This window comes from Shinella sp. AETb1-6, from assembly GCF_009826875.1.
Taxonomy (GTDB): Bacteria; Pseudomonadota; Alphaproteobacteria; order Rhizobiales; family Rhizobiaceae; genus Shinella; species Shinella sumterensis.
Window position 1 is genome coordinate 265,211 of sequence record NZ_WUMM01000006.1, and the last position, 20,135, is coordinate 285,345.

At 61.2% G+C, this 20,135-nt stretch carries 16 protein-coding genes and 1 tRNA gene; 16 read left to right on the top strand and 1 reads right to left on the bottom strand.

Features of this window, described 5'->3' with window-relative positions; genetic code table 11:
• Nucleotides 1–323 precede the first annotated feature (323 nt).
• The 10 genes from GR158_RS13225 (at nt 324) to rpoC (ending at nt 13,538) form a co-directional block, all read left to right on the top strand.
• Complete coding sequence (locus tag GR158_RS13225; protein WP_160871427.1) at nt 324–980, top strand: hypothetical protein; 657 nt, start codon at nt 324–326, stop codon at nt 978–980.
• A gap of 135 nt (nt 981–1,115) precedes the next feature.
• Nucleotides 1,116–1,191, top strand: a tRNA-Trp gene (locus GR158_RS13230).
• Nucleotides 1,192–1,383: 192 nt separating this feature from the next.
• Nucleotides 1,384–1,584, top strand: a complete 201-nt coding sequence (secE, locus tag GR158_RS13235) for a preprotein translocase subunit SecE (RefSeq protein WP_134652675.1) — start codon at nt 1,384–1,386, stop codon at nt 1,582–1,584.
• Between the two features lie 16 nt (nt 1,585–1,600).
• Complete coding sequence (nusG, locus tag GR158_RS13240) at nt 1,601–2,131, top strand: transcription termination/antitermination protein NusG (RefSeq protein ID WP_064329841.1); 531 nt, start codon at nt 1,601–1,603, stop codon at nt 2,129–2,131.
• A gap of 211 nt (nt 2,132–2,342) precedes the next feature.
• Entirely contained in the window at nt 2,343–2,774 is a 432-nt protein-coding gene (gene rplK / locus GR158_RS13245; RefSeq protein WP_023517311.1) for a 50S ribosomal protein L11, read from the top strand.
• A gap of 4 nt (nt 2,775–2,778) precedes the next feature.
• Entirely contained in the window at nt 2,779–3,471 is a 693-nt protein-coding gene (rplA, locus tag GR158_RS13250) for a 50S ribosomal protein L1 (protein WP_134652677.1), read from the top strand.
• 350 nt (nt 3,472–3,821) lie between these two features.
• Nucleotides 3,822–4,340, top strand: a complete 519-nt coding sequence (rplJ, locus tag GR158_RS13255; protein WP_134652679.1) for a 50S ribosomal protein L10 — start codon at nt 3,822–3,824, stop codon at nt 4,338–4,340.
• 60 nt (nt 4,341–4,400) lie between these two features.
• Nucleotides 4,401–4,778 carry a 50S ribosomal protein L7/L12 gene (gene rplL / locus GR158_RS13260; protein WP_134652681.1) on the top strand — a complete coding sequence of 126 codons (378 nt, stop codon included), beginning with the start codon at nt 4,401–4,403 and terminating at the stop codon, nt 4,776–4,778.
• Nucleotides 4,779–5,031: 253 nt separating this feature from the next.
• The gene (gene rpoB / locus GR158_RS13265; protein WP_134652683.1) at nt 5,032–9,171 is read left to right on the top strand and encodes a DNA-directed RNA polymerase subunit beta; all 4,140 of its coding nucleotides are present in this window, start codon (nt 5,032–5,034) and stop codon (nt 9,169–9,171) included.
• 155 nt (nt 9,172–9,326) lie between these two features.
• Nucleotides 9,327–13,538: a DNA-directed RNA polymerase subunit beta' gene (gene rpoC / locus GR158_RS13270; RefSeq protein ID WP_134652685.1), complete on the top strand. Its 4,212-nt coding sequence runs from the start codon at nt 9,327–9,329 to the stop codon at nt 13,536–13,538.
• Between the two features lie 137 nt (nt 13,539–13,675).
• On the opposite strand, the gene GR158_RS13275 is transcribed toward rpoC, so the two are convergent.
• A complete protein-coding gene (locus GR158_RS13275; RefSeq protein ID WP_134652687.1) occupies nt 13,676–13,972 on the bottom strand; it encodes a transcriptional regulator in 297 nt (98 codons plus the stop codon).
• Between the two features lie 550 nt (nt 13,973–14,522).
• On the opposite strand from GR158_RS13275, the gene rpsL reads away from it, so the two are divergent.
• The 6 genes from rpsL to rplC all read left to right on the top strand — a co-directional run bounded on the left by rpsL (nt 14,523) and on the right by rplC (nt 20,130).
• Complete coding sequence (gene rpsL, locus GR158_RS13280) at nt 14,523–14,894, top strand: 30S ribosomal protein S12 (protein ID WP_003507760.1); 372 nt, start codon at nt 14,523–14,525, stop codon at nt 14,892–14,894.
• A gap of 55 nt (nt 14,895–14,949) precedes the next feature.
• Nucleotides 14,950–15,420 (top strand): 30S ribosomal protein S7, encoded by a 471-nt coding sequence (gene rpsG / locus GR158_RS13285; protein ID WP_134652689.1) that lies wholly within the window; start codon nt 14,950–14,952, stop codon nt 15,418–15,420.
• 30 nt (nt 15,421–15,450) lie between these two features.
• On the top strand, nt 15,451–17,550 hold the full coding sequence (gene fusA / locus GR158_RS13290; protein WP_134652691.1) for an elongation factor G: 2,100 nt from the start codon (nt 15,451–15,453) through the stop codon (nt 17,548–17,550).
• Nucleotides 17,551–17,615: 65 nt separating this feature from the next.
• Nucleotides 17,616–18,791, top strand: a complete 1,176-nt coding sequence (gene tuf, locus GR158_RS13295; protein WP_134711005.1) for an elongation factor Tu — start codon at nt 17,616–17,618, stop codon at nt 18,789–18,791.
• A 188-nt stretch (nt 18,792–18,979) separates the two neighbouring features.
• Nucleotides 18,980–19,288, top strand: coding sequence for a 30S ribosomal protein S10 (rpsJ, locus tag GR158_RS13300; RefSeq protein ID WP_003507767.1), 309 nt, complete (start codon nt 18,980–18,982; stop codon nt 19,286–19,288).
• A gap of 158 nt (nt 19,289–19,446) precedes the next feature.
• Nucleotides 19,447–20,130, top strand: a complete 684-nt coding sequence (gene rplC / locus GR158_RS13305) for a 50S ribosomal protein L3 (RefSeq protein ID WP_024270438.1) — start codon at nt 19,447–19,449, stop codon at nt 20,128–20,130.
• The last annotated feature ends 5 nt before the right edge of the window (nt 20,131–20,135 follow it).

Genomic DNA, 20,135 nt, shown 5'->3' on the forward strand with positions numbered 1-20,135 from the left:
GGCGCAGGCATCGTCGCCTCCATCGTCGAGTAATCTCTAGGGATTACGACAGATCTAGAAGCCCCCGCTGGCCAACAGCGGGGGCTTTTTCGTTATGGCTTTATACTTTAGGGATCGCCGATAACTCGCCAGTTCTGGGGATGGAGGCATCGGACGTCGATGTGTAGGGTCATGGCGTCGCTTCGTGCGACCGGCCCTGGCATGCGCCAAGGCCCGGCGCCTTTGGACTGCGGTCCTCTGTTTTGCAAAAGGCGCCCGTGCGCGTGGCGGGCATGAGGCCCTGCCGCGCGCAACAACGCTCACACGAGACGGATCCGTTTCCCATGACGCCTTTCTTTCGTGCGGCGTGCGCAGCGCTCGCCCTTTCGATGGCATTTGTGATTCTTCCGGCTGGGGCTGCCCGGGCTGAGGGCTCCCTCCTGATCTGGTCGCCGAGCAAGATCTCCGGCAATGCCTATCGCCTGCGCATGGGCGCCAAGACGCCGCCGGGCAGCGATGCGCGCGCCGGTGTGGATTTCTCCGTCACGACCTCCTCGACGGGCACTGTCCGACACACCCGCGACAATGCGCGGTTCTGGGCGGAAATGCAGGGCAGGGGCGCATCGGGTGCGGAGGGCAACGTGGCAGCCGGGTATAACCCTGCCACGGGGCGTGCGACGGCAAGCGCGGGCGTTTCGCACCGCTGGATGGCCACGCCCTCCGTCGACATTCTCATCAATCCGTCCGTCTGGGCCGATTCGGATATGCGGCACGGCCATACGGGATCCGTACGCGTGACGCAGAAAGCGCAGCTTCAGTCCGTCACGACGGGCACGTCCCTGATCGCTTCGGGCACGGCCGTCTCCGGTCAGCCGCATGTGAAGACGGAGTTCCGCGTCGAGCAGAACGTCATGCGCGGCCTCAACGTCGCCGCGACCGTGCAAAGGCAGGATGCCGAACTGGTCGGCACCATCCGCGCGCGGTTCCGCATGGACTGGTGATCCATCGGGGAGGGGTGTTGGCTTTGCTAAGCTGTGAAAAAAACACGTCCTCGCCCTTGCCAAGTCCGGCTGCGCGCCGTAAAGACGCCATGCCTTGCCGGCGAGCGGTGTTTCACCCGGATGCGGCAGGCGTAAAGGGGTATAGCTCAGTTGGTAGAGCGGCGGTCTCCAAAACCGCAGGTCGGGGGTTCGAGCCCCTCTGCCCCTGCCATTTTCGCCTGATGGCGCGGACCACCAGCAGCGACGGCGGAACATGGCACCGGCGGCGAGAGCCGCCTAAATTCGTGAAAAGTCCGGTTACCTCTTGTGAAAAAGGGAATCGGGCTTTATGTAGGGCAAAACAGACACGCGGTGCGTGGGGCTGATAATTCAGCTTTACGCGCCGTAATGGCGTGGATATTCAATGGCATCGAAAACGAATCCGATTGCGTTTCTGCAGCAGGTACGCTCCGAAACGGCAAAAGTGACTTGGCCCTCGCGGCGCGAGACGATGATCTCGACCGCAATGGTGTTCGTGATGGTCTTCCTTGCCGCGGTGTTCTTCTTCGCTGCGGACCAGTTGCTGGCCTGGCTGATCGCGCTCGTCCTGAACGCTGGCGTCTGATTGGTTGGAGATGAACATGGCTTCGCGTTGGTACATCGTCCACGCCTATTCGAACTTTGAGAAGAAGGTCGCCGAGGACATCGAGAACAAGGCCCGCCAGAAGGGTCTTGACCATCTCTTTGAAAAGATCCTCGTCCCGACCGAGAAGGTTGTCGAGGTGCGTCGCGGCCGCAAGGTCGATTCCGAACGCAAGTTCTTCCCCGGCTACGTGCTGGTGCGGGCGAACCTGACGGACGAGGCGTATCACCTCATCAAGAACACGCCGAAGGTCACGGGTTTCCTCGGTTCCGACAACAAGCCGGTTCCGATTCCCGACAGCGAGGCGGAGCGCATCCTGTCGCAGGTGCAGGACGGTGTCGATCGTCCGAAGCCCTCGGTCTCGTTCGAGATCGGCGAGCAGGTCCGCGTTTCCGACGGTCCCTTCGCGTCGTTCAACGGCACGGTGCAGGATGTCGACGAGGAGCGTTCGCGCCTCAAGGTGGAGGTGTCGATCTTCGGTCGCGCCACCCCGGTCGAGCTGGAATACGCCCAGGTCGAGAAAATCTGATTTCGGTGGCTCCCGGTTTTGCGACCGCGGGGCCGTCCATCTGAAATCCGGTCCTGCTTGCAGGATCGGCGGCGGAAGTTTCCGCCAATCGCGTGGAAGGGAAGGCGGCCTGTAGCCGGGCGCTGAAAACCGCACCACGCAACCGCAGCCGCCGGTCCCCGGATCGGCATCAAGGGCCGGGCAACCGGCCGCATTCTGAAAGGCAGAGAAAATGGCTAAGAAAGTTGCAGGCCAGCTCAAGCTTCAGGTCAAGGCAGGATCGGCAAACCCGTCCCCGCCGATCGGCCCGGCGCTTGGTCAGCGTGGCATTAACATCATGGAATTCTGCAAGTCGTTCAACGCAGCGACGCAGGAAATGGAAAAGGGTATGCCGATCCCGGTCGTCATCACCTACTACCAGGACAAGTCCTTCACGTTCGTGATGAAGCAGCCGCCGGTGACCTACTTCCTCAAGAAGGAAGCCAAGATCACGTCCGGCTCGAAGACCCCGGGCAAGGGCGCCACGGTCGGCAAGCTCACCAAGGCTCAGATCAAGTCGATCGCCGAAGCCAAGATGAAGGATCTCAACGCCGCCGACATCGAAGGCGCGATGGCAATGGTCGAGGGCTCTGCCCGCGCCATGGGCCTGGAAGTGGTAGGTTAAGACCATGGCCAAGATTGCAAAGCGTATCCAGAAGATCCGTGAAGGCATCGACCCCACCAAGCTGGTCGCCCTTTCGGATGCCATCGCTCTCGTCAAGGAGCGTGCCGTCGCCAAGTTCGACGAAACCGTCGAAATCGCCATGAACCTCGGCGTCGACCCGCGTCACGCAGACCAGATGGTCCGCGGCGTGGTCAACCTGCCGAACGGCACGGGCCGTGACGTTCGCGTCGCCGTCTTCGCCCGTGGCGCCAAGGCTGACGAAGCCAAGGCTGCCGGTGCAGACATCGTCGGCGCCGAAGACCTGCTGGAAATCGTCCAGGGCGGCAAGATCGATTTCGATCGCTGCATCGCGACCCCGGACATGATGCCGCTCGTCGGCCGTCTCGGTAAGGTTCTCGGTCCGCGCGGCATGATGCCGAACCCGAAGGTCGGCACCGTCACCATGGACGTTGCAGGCGCCGTCAAGGCATCCAAGGGCGGTGCTGTCGAGTTCCGCGTCGAGAAGGCTGGTATCATCCACGCCGGTATCGGCAAGGCTTCCTTCGACGCCAAGGCTCTGGAAGAAAACATCAAGGCGTTCGCCGACGCCGTCGTCAAGGCGAAGCCGGCCGGCGCGAAGGGCAACTACGTCAAGCGCGTTGCCATCTCGTCGACCATGGGCCCGGGCGTCAAGATCGACCCGGCGACCGTCGCCTGATAGACAAGGGTCCGGCTCAGGCCGGACCCAACAGAATTCCCGGCCTTGTCTGGCCGGGGATTTCCGGGGCCAAACCCCGGAACTCCTGTCCGAGATTGCAGGTGGTTGGACCTTAATCACTTTGCCTGCATGAGACGGGGTGAGACCTGGATTTCATCTCAGCGTCGGATGACGCCGGAATTCGGTTCGAACCTACCTTACCTTGTGCCGCGGCCCGAAAGGGCCGAGCGCGGGGGGACAGGATCCTCGAGCGTCGCTCGGGGTCCATTTCAAAGTGGACCTCTGGCGGCAAAGGTAAACCCGGCAGGTCCCGTGAGAACTCACGGTCCTGTCAACTGGAGATAGGCACAGTGGAAAGAGCGGAAAAACGCGAATTCGTCACGGAGCTGAACGAAGTCTTCAAGGCTTCCGGTTCGGTTGTCGTGGCCCGCTACGCCGGTATCACCGTCGCGCAGATGAACGATCTTCGTACGAAGATGCGTGCTGCCGGCGGCACCGTCAAGGTCGCGAAGAACCGCCTGGCCAAAATTGCCCTTCAGGGTACGGAGTCGGAAGGGATGTCTGATCTCTTCCAGGGTCAGACGCTCATTGCTTATGCAAATGATCCGATGATTGCTCCCAAGGTTGCCATGGATTTCGCCAAGACCAACGACAAGCTCGTTGTGCTCGGCGGCGCCATGGGCTCGACCACACTCGACGCTGAAGCAGTCAAGTCGCTCGCGACCCTGCCTTCGCTCGACGAGCTTCGCGCAAAGCTCCTGGGCCTGCTTGCAGCCCCGGCAACGCGCGTCGCCACGGTCGTTGCAGCACCGGCAAGCCAGCTTGCCCGTGTGTTCGCAGCCTACGCCAAGAAGGACGAAGCCGCTTGAGGCGGTTTTTCGCTGTAAATCAAACTAACCAGTTCGAACCGAATATAAGGAACTACTACAATGGCTGATCTCGCAAAGATCGTTGAAGACCTGTCTGCTCTGACTGTTCTGGAAGCTGCTGAGCTTTCCAAGCTGCTCGAAGAGAAGTGGGGCGTTTCTGCAGCTGCTCCGGTCGCTGTTGCCGCTGCTGGCGGTGGCGCTGCTCCGGCTGCTGCTGAAGAAGAAAAGACCGAGTTCGACGTTATCCTCGTTGACGCTGGCGCCAACAAGATCAACGTCATCAAGGAAGTCCGCGGCATCACCGGCCTCGGCCTCAAGGAAGCCAAGGACCTGGTCGAAGGCGCTCCGAAGCCGGTCAAGGAAGCCGTCTCCAAGGCTGAAGCCGCTGACCTCAAGAAGAAGCTTGAGGACGCCGGCGCCAAGGTCGACGTCAAGTAATACCGGAATGCGATGGGAGAGGGTTTCGACCCTCTCCCATTGATGATTCCTCCGGACTGATTACCCAAAAGCCGCAAAAACGGCTTTTGGGTAATGGGTTCTTCAAGAGGATGGTCTTTCCCCGCAAGTCAGGGCAATCCGGCCCGGTGCGCGGCAGGCGAGACGAGTTTGAACCAACCCATGATAGACGGGATCGACTGGCCAGCGAACCCCGTCCGTTGCAGGCCCGGATGCTTAATTTGAAGGAGCGACGATGGCTCAGACCCTTTCGTTTAACGGTCGTAGGCGCGTACGCAAGTTTTTTGGAAAAATCCCCGAAGTCGCAGAAATGCCGAACCTCATCGAGGTTCAGAAGGCATCCTACGACCAGTTTCTGATGGTTGAAGAGCCCGCCGGCGGTCGTCCGGACGAGGGCCTTCAGTCGGTTTTCAAGTCGGTCTTCCCGATCACCGATTTCTCCGGCGCTTCCATGCTCGAATTCGTCTCCTACGAGTTCGAACAGCCGAAGTTCGACGTCGAGGAATGCCGCCAGCGTGATCTGACCTATGCAGCGCCGCTCAAGGTGACGCTGCGCCTCATCGTGTTCGATATCGACGAGGATACCGGCGCGAAGTCCATCAAGGACATCAAGGAACAGAACGTCTACATGGGCGACATGCCGCTCATGACCGACAACGGCACGTTCATCGTCAACGGCACCGAGCGCGTCATCGTCTCCCAGATGCACCGTTCGCCGGGCGTGTTCTTCGATCACGACAAGGGCAAGAGCCATTCTTCCGGCAAGCTGCTCTTCGCAGCCCGCGTCATCCCGTATCGCGGTTCCTGGCTCGACATCGAGTTCGACGCCAAGGACATCGTGCATGCGCGCATCGACCGCCGCCGCAAGATCCCCGTCACCTCGCTCCTCATGGCGCTGGGCATGGACGGCGAAGACATCCTGTCGACCTTCTACACGAAGTCGCTCTACCAGCGCGACGGCGAAGGCTGGCGCATTCCGTTCAATCCCGACGTGCTGAAGGGCCAGAAGGCCGTCGCGGACATGATCGATGCCGATACGGGCGAGGTGGTTGTCGAAGTCGGCAAGAAGCTCACGCCGCGCCTGCTCCGCCAGCTCTCCGAAAAGGGCCTCAAGGCTCTCAAGGCGACCGACGAGGATCTCTACGGCAACTACCTCGCCGAAGACATCGTCAACTACGAGACGGGTGAAATCTATCTCGAAGCCGGCGACGAAATCGACGAGAAGACCCTGCCGGTCATCCTGTCGGCCGGTTTCGACGAGATCCCGGTTCTCGACATCGACCATATCAATGTCGGCGCCTACATCCGCTCGACGCTCGCAGCCGACAAGAACGAGAACCGTCAGGACGCTCTGTTCGACATCTACCGCGTCATGCGTCCGGGCGAGCCGCCGACCATGGATTCGGCCGAAGCCATGTTCAACACGCTGTTCTTCGATGCGGAGCGTTACGATCTCTCCGCCGTCGGCCGCGTGAAGATGAACATGCGCCTTGACCTCGATGTCGCCGACACGGTCCGCACGCTGCGCAAGGAAGACATCCTGGCCGTGGTCAAGATGCTGGTCGAACTGCGCGACGGCAAGGGCGAGATCGACGACATCGACAACCTCGGCAACCGTCGTGTGCGTTCGGTCGGCGAACTCATGGAGAACCAGTACCGTCTCGGCCTGCTCCGCATGGAGCGCGCGATCAAGGAACGCATGTCCTCGATCGAGATCGACACGGTCATGCCGCAGGACCTGATCAACGCGAAGCCGGCGGCTGCCGCCGTTCGCGAGTTCTTCGGTTCCTCGCAGCTGTCGCAGTTCATGGACCAGGTGAACCCGCTGTCGGAAATCACCCACAAGCGCCGTCTTTCGGCTCTTGGCCCGGGTGGTCTGACCCGCGAGCGCGCCGGCTTCGAAGTCCGCGACGTTCACCCGACCCACTATGGCCGTATCTGCCCGATCGAGACGCCGGAAGGCCCGAACATCGGTCTGATCAACTCGCTCGCCACCTTCGCCCGCGTCAACAAGTACGGCTTCATCGAAAGCCCGTACCGCAAGATCGTGGACGGCAAGGTGACGACGGACGTGGTCTACCTCTCCGCCATGGAAGAGGCCAAGTACCACGTTGCCCAGGCCAACTCCGTGCTGGAAGCCGACAACTCCTTCGCTGAAGAGTTCGTCGTCTGCCGTCACGCCGGCGAAGTCATGCTCGCCCCGCGCGACCAGATCAACCTGATGGACGTTTCGCCGAAGCAGCTCGTTTCGGTCGCGGCGGCGCTCATCCCGTTCCTCGAGAACGACGACGCCAACCGCGCGCTCATGGGTTCGAACATGCAGCGTCAGGCCGTTCCGCTTCTTCGGGCGGAAGCACCGTTCGTCGGCACCGGCATGGAGCCGATCGTGGCCCGTGACTCGGGTGCTGCCATCGCGGCCCGCCGCGGCGGTGTCGTCGACCAGGTCGACGCGACCCGCATCGTTATCCGCGCCACCGAAGACCTCGATCCGTCGAAGTCGGGCGTCGATATCTATCGTCTGCAGAAGTTCCAGCGCTCCAACCAGAACACCTGCGTCAACCAGCGCCCGCTGGTCACCGTCGGCGACGTTCTCAACAAGGGCGACATCATCGCGGACGGTCCGTCGACCGACCTCGGTGACCTGGCACTCGGCCGCAACGCGCTCGTTGCGTTCATGCCGTGGAACGGCTATAACTACGAAGACTCGATCCTGATGTCCGAACGCATCGTCTCCGACGACGTGTTCACCTCGATCCACATCGAGGAATTCGAAGTCATGGCCCGCGACACGAAGCTCGGCCCGGAAGAAATCACGCGCGACATTCCGAACGTTTCGGAAGAAGCGCTGAAGAACCTCGACGAAGCCGGTATCGTCTATATCGGTGCAGAGGTTCAGCCGGGCGACATCCTGGTCGGCAAGATCACCCCGAAGGGCGAAAGCCCGATGACGCCGGAAGAAAAGCTCCTGCGCGCCATCTTCGGTGAAAAGGCCTCCGACGTTCGCGACACCTCCATGCGCATGCCGCCCGGCACCTTCGGTACGGTCGTCGAAGTTCGCGTCTTCAACCGCCACGGCGTGGAGAAGGACGAACGCGCGATGGCGATCGAGCGCGAAGAGATCGAGCGTCTGGCCAAGGACCGTGACGACGAGCAGGCGATCCTCGACCGCAACGTCTACGGCCGTCTGATCGACATGCTGCGTGGCCACGTCGCCGTTGCCGGCCCGAAGTCCTTCAAGAAGGGCACCGAGCTGTCGAACGCCGTCATCTCCGAATATCCCCGCTCGCAGTGGTGGATGTTCGCCGTCGAGGACGAGAAGGTCCAGGGCGAGATCGAAGCGCTTCGTGGCCAGTACGACGAATCCAAGTCGCGCCTTGAACAGCGCTTCATGGACAAGGTCGAGAAGGTCCAGCGCGGCGACGAAATGCCTCCGGGCGTCATGAAGATGGTCAAGGTCTTCGTCGCTGTGAAGCGCAAGATCCAGCCCGGCGACAAGATGGCCGGCCGTCACGGCAACAAGGGTGTGGTTTCGCGCATCCTGCCGATCGAGGACATGCCGTTCCTGGAAGACGGTACGCATGTCGACATCTGCTTGAACCCGCTGGGCGTGCCTTCGCGCATGAACGTCGGCCAGATCCTCGAAACCCACCTTGCCTGGGCTTGCGCCGGCATGGGCAAGAAGATCGGCGACCTGCTCGACGAGTATCGCAAGACGATGGACATCTCGGACCTGAAGCGCGAGCTGACGGAAGTCTACGAGAGCGAAGCCAAGGACGAAGTCGCCCATTTCGACGACGACGCCCTGGTCAAGCTTGCCGAGCAGTCCCGCAAGGGTGTCTCGATCGCAACGCCGGTCTTCGACGGTGCGCATGAACCCGACGTCGCCAGCATGCTGGAGCGTGCAGGCCTCAACTCCTCCGGCCAGTCGGTTCTCTACGACGGCCGTACGGGTGAAGCCTTCGACCGCAAGGTCACCGTCGGCTACATGTACATGATCAAGCTGAACCACCTCGTGGACGACAAGATCCACGCCCGTTCGATCGGTCCGTACTCGCTCGTTACCCAGCAGCCGCTGGGCGGCAAGGCGCAGTTCGGCGGCCAGCGCTTCGGGGAAATGGAGGTCTGGGCGCTCGAAGCTTACGGCGCCGCCTACACGCTGCAGGAAATGCTGACCGTGAAGTCGGACGACGTCGCGGGCCGCACCAAGGTTTACGAGGCGATCGTTCGTGGCGACGACACGTTCGAGGCGGGCATTCCCGAGAGCTTCAACGTTCTCGTCAAGGAAATGCGCTCGCTCGGTCTGTCGGTCGAACTCGAGAACTCCAAGATCGATCCGAACGCGGAAGCCGGCCAGCTTCCCGACGCGGCAGAGTGATCTGATCGGGTGCGCGCCGCAAAGGCGCGCACCGTTTCCGCCTCCCGCCCGTTCGGCAGGGGGCGGCTCATCCGTTTAAGGCAGCGTTGCGGCACCCGGGTATCGCCGCAATTGCTTGCTAAGCAGAGGGCCCAAGGCCCACTAAGGAGATAGGCATGAACCAAGAGGTCATGAACCTTTTCAACCCGCAGGTGCCTGCGCAGACGTTCGATTCCATCCGGATTTCGATCGCGTCGCCGGAAAAGATCCTGTCCTGGTCTTACGGTGAGATCAAGAAGCCGGAAACCATCAACTACCGCACGTTCAAGCCGGAACGCGATGGTCTGTTCTGCGCGCGCATCTTTGGCCCGATCAAGGACTACGAGTGCCTGTGCGGCAAGTACAAGCGCATGAAGTACAAGGGCATCATCTGCGAAAAGTGCGGCGTGGAAGTCACGCTGTCGCGCGTTCGCCGTGAGCGCATGGGCCATATCGAGCTCGCTGCGCCCGTTGCCCACATCTGGTTCCTGAAGTCGCTGCCGTCGCGCATCGCGACGCTGCTCGACATGACGCTGAAGGATGTCGAGCGCGTTCTCTATTTCGAGAACTACATCGTGACCGAGCCGGGCCTGACCGCGCTCAAGGAAAACCAGCTTCTTTCCGAAGAAGAATACATGATCGCCGTTGATGAATATGGTGAAGACCAGTTCACGGCGATGATCGGCGCCGAGGCCATCTACGAGATGCTCGCCTCGATGAACCTCGAGAAGATCGCAGGCGACCTGCGCTCGGATCTGGCGGACACCACGTCGGAGCTGAAGCAGAAGAAGCTGATGAAGCGCCTGAAGATCGTCGAGAACTTCATGGAAAGCGGCAACCGTCCGGAATGGATGATCATGAAGGTCGTTCCGGTGATCCCGCCGGACCTGCGCCCGCTCGTCCCGCTGGATGGCGGCCGTTTCGCGACGTCGGACCTCAACGATCTCTATCGCCGCGTCATCAACCGCAACAACCGTCTGAAGCGTCTCATCGAGCTGCGCGCACCGGGCATCATCATCCGTAACGAGAAGCGCATGCTTCAGGAATCGGTTGACGCCCTGTTCGACAACGGCCGCCGTGGCCGCGTCATCACCGGCGCCAACAAGCGTCCGCTGAAGTCGTTGTCCGACATGCTCAAGGGCAAGCAGGGCCGCTTCCGTCAGAACCTGCTCGGCAAGCGCGTCGACTATTCCGGCCGTTCGGTCATCGTGACCGGTCCGGAACTCAAGCTGCACCAGTGCGGCCTGCCGAAGAAGATGGCGCTCGAACTGTTCAAGCCGTTCATCTACGCCCGCCTCGACGCGAAGGGTTTCTCCTCGACCGTCAAGCAGGCCAAGAAGCTGGTCGAGAAGGAAAAGCCTGAGGTCTGGGATATCCTCGACGAGGTCATCCGCGAGCATCCGGTTCTCCTGAACCGCGCACCGACGCTGCACCGCCTGGGCATCCAGGCCTTCGAACCGATCCTGGTCGAAGGCAAGGCGATCCAGCTGCACCCGCTCGTCTGCACGGCCTTCAACGCCGACTTCGACGGTGACCAGATGGCTGTTCACGTTCCGCTCTCGCTGGAAGCCCAGCTGGAAGCGCGCGTGCTCATGATGTCGACCAACAACATCCTGCATCCGGCGAACGGCGCACCGATCATCGTTCCCTCGCAGGACATGGTTCTCGGCCTCTACTATCTGGCGATCATGAACCAGAACGAGCCGGGCGAAGGCATGGCCTTCTCCGACATGGGCGAACTGCACCATGCGCTGGAGAACAAGGTCGTCACGCTGCACGCCAAGATCAAGGGACGCTTCAAGTCGGTCGATGCCGACGGCAAGCCGTACACCAAGATCTATGAAACGACGCCCGGCCGCATGATCATCGGCGAACTGCTGCCGAAGAACGGCAACATTCCGTTCGACATCTGCAACCAGGAAATGACCAAGAAGAACATCTCCAAGATGATCGACACGGTCTACCGTCACTGCGGCCAGAAGGACACGGTCATCTTCTGCGACCGCATCATGCAGCTCGGCTTTGCCCATGCCTGCCGCGCCGGCATTTCGTTCGGCAAGGACGACATGATCATCCCGGAAACCAAGGCGAAGATCGTCGGTGACACCGAAACCCTCGTCAAGGAATACGAGCAGCAGTACAACGACGGCCTGATCACCCAGGGCGAGAAGTACAACAAGGTCGTCGACGCCTGGGGCAAGGCGACCGAAAAGGTTGCCGAAGACATGATGGCCCGCATCAAGGCCGTCGAGTTCGACCCGGAAACCGGTCGCCAGAAGCCGATGAACGCCATCTACATGATGTCCCACTCGGGCGCCCGCGGTTCTCCGAACCAGATGCGCCAGCTGGGCGGCATGCGTGGCCTCATGGCCAAGCCGTCGGGCGAGATCATCGAAACGCCGATCATCTCGAACTTCAAGGAAGGCCTGACCGTGAACGAGTACTTCAACTCGACGCACGGCGCCCGCAAGGGTCTTGCAGACACCGCCTTGAAGACCGCGAACTCCGGTTACCTGACCCGTCGTCTCGTCGACGTCGCGCAGGATTGCATCGTCACGCACGTGGATTGCGGCACTGACAAGGGCCTCACCATGACCGCGATCGTCGATGCAGGCCAGGTCGTGGCTTCGATCGGCACCCGCGTTCTGGGCCGTACCGCACTCGACGACATCGATCATCCGGTCACGGGTGAGCGCATCGTCGATGCCGGCAGGATGATCCTTGAGGCCGATGTCGTCGAGATCGAGAAGGCTGGTATCCAGTCGATCCGCATCCGTTCGGCGCTGACCTGCGAAATCCAGACCGGCGTCTGCGGCGTCTGCTACGGTCGAGACCTCGCACGCGGCACGCCCGTCAATATGGGCGAAGCCGTTGGCGTCATCGCGGCACAGTCGATCGGCGAGCCGGGCACCCAGCTCACCATGCGTACCTTCCACCTGGGCGGCACGGCGACCGTGGTCGACCAGTCGTTCCTGGAAGCATCGTATGAAGGCACGGTGCAGATGAAGAACCGCAACATGCTGCGCAACTCCGAAGGCGCACTCGTCGCGATGGGCCGCAACATGGCGATCACCATCCTGGACGAGCGTGGCGTGGAGCGTTCCTCGCAGCGCGTCGCCTACGGTTCGAAGATCTTCGTCGACGATGGCGACAAGGTGAAGCGCGGCCAGCGTCTCGCCGAGTGGGACCCCTACACCCGTCCGATGATGACGGAAGTCGAGGGTACCGTTCACTTCGAAGACGTGGTCGACGGCATCTCGGTTCTGGAAACGACGGACGAGTCCACCGGCATCACCAAGCGTTCGGTCATCGACTGGCGTTCGACGCCGCGCGGTTCGGACCTGAAGCCGGCCATCGTCATCAAGGACAAGAATGGCGCGGTTGCCAAGCTGTCCCGTGGTGGCGAAGCCCGCTTCATGCTCTCGGTCGACGCGATCCTCTCGGTCGAGCCGGGTCAGAAGGTCTCCCAGGGGGACGTTCTTGCCCGTTCGCCGCTGGAAAGCGCCAAGACCAAGGACATCACCGGTGGTCTGCCGCGTGTTGCCGAACTGTTCGAAGCCCGTCGTCCGAAGGACCACGCCATCATCGCGGAGATCGATGGTACGGTTCGTCTCGGCCGCGACTACAAGAACAAGCGTCGCGTGATGATCGAGCCGGCGGAAGACGGTGTCGAACCGGTCGAGTACCTGATCCCGAAGGGCAAGCCCTTCCACCTTCAGGACGGCGACTTTATCGAAAAGGGTGACTACATCCTCGACGGCAACCCGGCGCCGCACGACATCCTGGCGATCAAGGGCGTGGAAGCACTCGCTTCCTACCTCGTGAACGAGATCCAGGAAGTCTACCGACTGCAGGGCGTCGTGATCAACGACAAGCACATCGAGGTGATCGTTCGCCAGATGCTGCAGAAGGTCGAGATCACGGATGCCGGCGACTCGACCTACATCGTCGGCGACAATGTCGACCGTATCGAGCTCGAAGACGTCAACGACGCGCTGATCGAGGAAGGCAAGAAGCCGGCATACGGTGAACCTGTCCTTCTCGGCATCACCAAGGCGTCGCTGCAGACCCCGTCGTTCATCTCGGCCGCTTCGTTCCAGGAGACCACCAAGGTTCTCACGGAAGCTGCGATCGCCGGCAAGACCGACGGCCTGCAGGGCCTCAAGGAAAACGTCATCGTCGGCCGCCTCATCCCGGCCGGTACGGGTGGCACCATGACCCAGATCCGCCGCATCGCGACGGCTCGCGACGAGATGATCCTCGACGAGCGCCGCAAGTCGACGGGCGCCGGCGTCGCCACCCCGATGCTCACGGAACTCGCCGGTGGCGAGGGTGCCGCAGCCGAGTAAGGCTGGATTCTATGACTATGAAGACGCCGGGCCTCGCGCCCGGCGTTTTTGTTTCTGCCGGGCAGAAGTGGTTCGAAGAAACAGAAAAACCGCCCGGGTGGCCGGGCGGCTTATGAATAGCGAAGTGCGGCGGGCGTTCAGGCGAAGCGGATGATCGCCACTTCGCCTTCCAGCGCGCCCTTGTAGGCGGAGGCATGCGGCTCTTCTTCCGGTTCGCCGGTCAGGGTGCCGATCTGGTCGAGGTCCGCCTCGATGAAGCCTTCCTCGGAAAGCGCGTTGAGGGCCTCCCGCACGGCGCTGTCGTCATCGGGCGCGCGCAGCATGACGTGGATGTCGAGGCCGTCGTCGCCCTCCCGCTCATAGGCCTTGCCGATGATGATGAAGACCATCGGTTCGTCGAGCGTATTGTTGTCGTTGTCGGCGCTGGACGCCATGGCGGGCTCCTTTCGGGATTGAGTGCTGGACATTCTATAAAGGGTAGGGTGGCCGGGCCCAATGGCAAAATGCAAGCATCGGCCAGCCGGTCAAGAGAATCAGTGGATGCAGGCGGCGGGCGCTGACTCTTCCCGGTTGATTCCGCTTTCATGCTTTCTTAATATTCATTCGTGATGGATTGATGGCTGGCCCGCTGCCCGTACAGGGCAGGGGGCAAGGCCGAAAGCCCTGCATTTCAGGCATATCTGCCGCCGCGGCCCGGGATTCTTTCGCCGCGCCCCTTGACCTTTTGCCCTTAAGTCAGTATTCCGCACGCCATCAGAGCCTATGTGAGGCTGGCTGGTTCGGAACGACTCGTTCTGGAGTTCGCCTCAAACAGGGCTCGACGCACGTTGAGAACATGAATGCTGCACGCATGACGCGGTTATAACGCGTCCTCTGCCTATTGGGGTCATCCACTCAAGTGGATCGGCCTTTTATTGCGCATGAACACGCGTGTGGCCATGTATCCGCCCGCAAGGGTAAATGAGACGAACAAGGGATGGGTCTATGCCTACCGTAAACCAGCTGATCCGCAAGCCGCGCCAGGCGCAGGTAAAGCGCAACAAGGTTCCTGCCCTGCAGGAAAACCCCCAGAAGCGTGGTGTTTGCACCCGCGTTTATACCACGACCCCGAAGAAGCCGAACTCGGCTCTGCGTAAGGTCGCCAAGATCCGCCTGACCAATGGCTTCGAAGTCATCGGCTACATCCCGGGCGAAGGCCACAACCTGCAGGAACACTCTGTCGTCATGATCCGTGGCGGCCGCGTAAAGGACCTTCCGGGTGTGCGCTACCACATCATCCGCGGCGTTCTCGACACCCAGGGCGTCAAGAACCGCAAGCAGCGCCGCTCCAAGTACGGCGCGAAGCGTCCGAAATAATACAGTAACCGGCGCCATTTCGCTGGTCGGAACCTTTTGAAGAAAGACGAAAAGTATGTCCCGTCGCCATAGAGCAGAAAAGCGCGAGATCAATCCGGACCCGAAGTTCGGCGATCTCGTTGTCACCAAGTTCATGAATGCCATCATGCTGGACGGCAAGAAGTCCGTCGCCGAAACGATCGTTTACGGCGCCTTCGACGTCGTTCAGGGCAAGGCCAAGGCCGACCCGCTGGGCGTGTTCCATTCGGCTCTCGACAACGTTGCGCCGCACGTCGAAGTGCGTTCGCGCCGCGTCGGTGGTGCGACCTACCAGGTTCCGGTCGATGTTCGTCCGGAGCGTCGTCAGGCTCTGGCCATCCGCTGGCTGATCGCTGCTGCCCGCAAGCGTAACGAAACGACCATGGTCGAGCGCCTTTCCGGCGAACTCATGGACGCTTCGAACAACCGCGGCAGCGCGGTCAAGAAGCGCGAAGACACGCACAAGATGGCTGACGCCAACCGTGCCTTCTCGCACTACCGCTGGTAACCGAAACTAGACGTCTCGAAAGGAGCTCCAATGGCTCGCGAATATAAAATCGAAGACTACCGAAATTTCGGTATCATGGCGCATATCGACGCCGGCAAGACGACGACGACCGAACGCATCCTCTACTACACCGGCAAGTCCCACAAGATCGGCGAAGTCCATGACGGCGCCGCCACCATGGACTGGATGGAGCAGGAGCAGGAACGCGGCATCACCATCACGTCCGCTGCCACCACGACCTTCTGGAAGGGCCGTGACGGCAAGACCCGCCGCTTCAACATCATCGACACCCCCGGCCACGTTGACTTTACCATCGAAGTCGAACGCTCGCTGCGCGTTCTCGACGGTGCGATTGCCCTTCTCGATGCCAATGCCGGCGTTGAGCCGCAGACGGAAACCGTCTGGCGTCAGGCTGAGAAGTACAACGTTCCGCGCATGATCTTCTGCAACAAGATGGACAAGACCGGCGCGGACTTCTACCGCTCGGTTTCCATGATCAAGTCGCGTCTCGGTGCGACCGCCGTCGTCATGCAGCTGCCGATCGGCGCCGAAAGCGAATTCAAGGGCGTTATCGATCTGATCGAGATGAACGCTCTCGTCTGGCGCGATGAATCGCTCGGCGCCCAGTGGGACGTCGTCGAAATTCCTGAAGACATGAAGGAAAAGGCCGAGGAGTATCGCGAGAAGCTCATCGAGACCGTCGTCGAAATCGACGAAGCCGCGATGGAAGCCTACCTCGAAGGCACCTACCCGGACAACGACAAGATCCGCGAACTCGTTCGCCGCGGCACCATCGACGTGAAGTTCCACCCGATGTTCTGCGGTACGGCTTTCAAGAACAAGGGCGTTCAGCCGCTTCTCGACGCCGTTGTCGATTACCTGCCGTCGCCGGTCGACATCCCGGCCATCAAGGGCATCGACGTCAAGACCGAAGCCGAAATCGAGCGTCATGCCGATGACAGCGAGCCGCTTTCCATGCTCGCGTTCAAGATCATGAACGACCCCTTCGTCGGTTCGCTGACCTTCGCCCGCATCTATTCCGGCAAGCTCGAAAAGGGCACGTCGGTCATGAACACGGTCAAGGACAAGCGCGAGCGCGTCGGCCGTATGCTTCAGATGCACTCCAACTCCCGTGAAGACATCGAAGAAGCCTATGCAGGCGACATCGTTGCTCTCGCCGGCCTCAAGGACACGACGACGGGCGATACGCTTTGCGATCCCCTGAAGCCGGTTATCCTCGAGCGCATGGAGTTCCCGGAGCCGGTTATCCAGATCGCCATCGAGCCGAAGACGAAGAACGACCAGGAAAAGATGGGCCTCGCGCTCAACCGCCTGGCCGCAGAAGACCCGTCCTTCCGCGTCAAGACCGACGAAGAATCCGGCCAGACGATCATCGCCGGCATGGGTGAACTTCACCTCGACATCATCGTCGACCGCATGCGTCGCGAGTTCAAGGTCGAAGCCAACGTCGGTGCTCCGCAGGTTGCTTACCGTGAGACGATCACGCGCAAGACCGAGAAGGACTACACGCACAAGAAGCAGACCGGTGGTACCGGCCAGTTCGCCCGCGTGAAGCTCGTCTTCGAACCCAACCCGGAAGGCGAAGATTTCCTCTTCGAATCCAAGATCGTCGGTGGTGCTGTTCCGAAGGAATACATCCCGGGCGTTCAGAAGGGTATCGAAAGCGTTCTGTCTTCGGGTCCGCTCGCAGGCTTCCCGATGCTCGGCGTCAAGGCGACGCTCATCGACGGCGCCTTCCACGACGTCGACTCCTCGGTCCTCGCCTTCGAAATCGCATCGCGTGCCTGCTTCCGTGAAGCATCCCGTGAAGCTGGCGCCCAGCTGCTCGAGCCGATGATGAAGGTCGAAGTCGTAACGCCGGAAGACTATGTCGGCGACGTTATCGGCGACCTGAACTCCCGTCGCGGCCAGATCCAGGGCCAGGAGAGCCGCGGCGTTGCCGTCGTGATCTCCGCCAACGTACCGCTGGCCAACATGTTCAAGTACGTGGACAACCTGCGCTCCATGTCGCAGGGCCGCGCCCAGTACTCGATGGTCTTCGACCACTATGCGCCGGTTCCCTCGAACGTCGCACAGGAAATCCAGGCAAAGTACTCCGGTCAGAAGTGACCGGGGTACGCCCCACCCAATTTGTATGAATTTCCCGTCCAGGGATCACGAACGGAGAGCCGGAAATGGCAAAGAGCAAGTTTGAGCGCAACAAGCCTCACGTAAACATCGGCACGATCGGGCACGTTGACCACGGCAAGACGTCGACGACGGCAGCGATCACGAAGTACTTCGGCGAGTTCAAGGCGTACGACCAGATCGACGCTGCTCCGGAAGAAAAGGCGCGCGGCATCACCATCTCGACGGCACACGTCGAATACGAGACGGCGAACCGTCACTATGCGCACGTCGACTGCCCCGGCCACGCCGACTACGTCAAGAACATGATCACCGGTGCTGCCCAGATGGACGGCGCGATCCTGGTTGTTTCGGCAGCCGACGGCCCGATGCCGCAGACGCGCGAGCACATCCTGCTGGCCCGCCAGGTCGGCGTTCCCGCGATCGTGGTGTTCCTCAACAAGGTCGACCAGGTTGACGACGCCGAGCTTCTCGAGCTCGTCGAGCTGGAAGTGCGCGAACTTCTGTCGTCCTACGAATTCCCGGGCGACGACATTCCGATCGTCAAGGGTTCGGCTCTGGCGGCTCTGGAAGATTCGAACAAGGAAATCGGCGAAGACGCGATCCGCGCCCTGATGGCCGCAGTCGACGACTACATCCCGACGCCCGAGCGTCCGATCGACCAGCCCTTCCTGATGCCGATCGAAGACGTGTTCTCGATCTCGGGCCGTGGTACGGTCGTGACCGGCCGCGTCGAGCGTGGCATCGTCAAGGTCGGTGAGGAAATCGAGATCGTCGGCATCCGTCCGACGACGAAGACGACCTGCACGGGCGTTGAAATGTTCCGCAAGCTGCTCGACCAGGGCCAGGCCGGCGACAACATCGGTGCGCTGCTGCGCGGTGTGAACCGTGACGGCGTTGAGCGTGGCCAGATCCTGTGCAAGCCGGGTTCGGTCAAGCCGCACAAGAAGTTCAAGGCCGAAGCCTACATCCTGACGAAGGAAGAAGGCGGCCGTCATACGCCGTTCTTCACGAACTACCGTCCGCAGTTCTACTTCCGCACGACGGACGTGACGGGCATCGTCTCGCTGCCGGAAGGCACGGAAATGGTCATGCCGGGCGACAACGTGACCGTTGACGTCGAGCTGATCGTTCCGATCGCGATGGAAGAAAAGCTGCGCTTCGCCATCCGCGAAGGCGGCCGTACCGTCGGCGCAGGCATCGTCGCCTCCATCGTCGAGTAAGACTGAAGGCCCCAAGGCCGCTGAAATAGGAAGGGCAGGAGACATCCTGCCCCTCCGGTCTTTGAAAATTTAGCGGACTGGCCTTTCGGCAATTGTGTTTTCGTGCGTGTTCCTTTATGGAACCGCCAGAATCAAAAACGCGGATTCCCCAAGAGAATCGCGCGAATAACGAACTAAGGAAAAGTCGTATGAACGGCCAGAACATCCGCATCCGCCTCAAGGCGTTTGACCACCGGATCCTTGATGCCTCCACGCGCGAGATCGTGTCGACGGCAAAGCGCACCGGCGCAAGCGTCCGCGGCCCCGTTCCGCTCCCGACCCGTATTGAAAAGTTCACTGTCAACCGCTCGCCCCACGTGGACAAGAAGAGCCGTGAACAGTTCGAGATGCGCACCCACAAGCGCCTGCTCGACATCGTAGATCCGACGCCGCAGACGGTCGATGCTCTCATGAAGCTCGACCTTGCGGCCGGTGTGGACGTAGAGATCAAGCTCTAAGTCCTGGCGCAAGCCGAATAACAAGGAAGGTACGTGGCGAAAGCCGACGTCTTCTAAAAACGGGAAACCCGACGGCCTTGAGGCCCGAGTGGAATCCTTAAACCAAGAGGCATGACGGGACGTCACGATCCCGCCAGGACTTCTAAGAGGATTGAACCATGCGTTCAGGTGTGATTGCACAGAAAGTAGGGATGACTCGCGTCTATAACGACGCAGGTGAGCACATCCCCGTAACAGTATTGCGACTGGACAACGTCCAGGTCGTTGCTCAGCGTACGCAGGACAAGAACGGCTACACGGCCGTTCAGCTCGGCGCCGGCTCTTCCAAGGTGAAGAACACGGCAAAGGCGCTGCGCGGTCAGTTCGCCGCTGCAAGCGTCGAGCCGAAGGCCAAGCTCGTCGAGTTCCGCGTATCGGAGGACAACCTCATCGAAATCGGCGCGGAACTGACCGCCAGCCATTTCGTCGCCGGCCAGCTGGTCGACGTTACCGGCACCACGATCGGTAAGGGCTTTGCCGGCGCCATGAAGCGCCACAACTTCGGCGGCCTTCGTGCAACGCACGGCGTTTCCGTTTCGCACCGTTCGCACGGTTCGACCGGTAACAACCAGGACCCGGGCAAGGTCTGGAAGGGCAAGCGCATGGCTGGTCACATGGGCCAGACGCGCGTCACCACCCAGAACCTCGAAGTCGTCTCCACCGACGAAGAGCGCGGTCTCATCCTCGTCAAGGGCGCGGTCCCCGGCTCCAAGGGCGCCTGGATCGTTGTTCGCGACGCCGTCAAGTCCGGCACCCCGTCCGACGCTCCGCGTCCGGCCGCCGTGCGCGCCGCAGCTAAGTAAGGGAG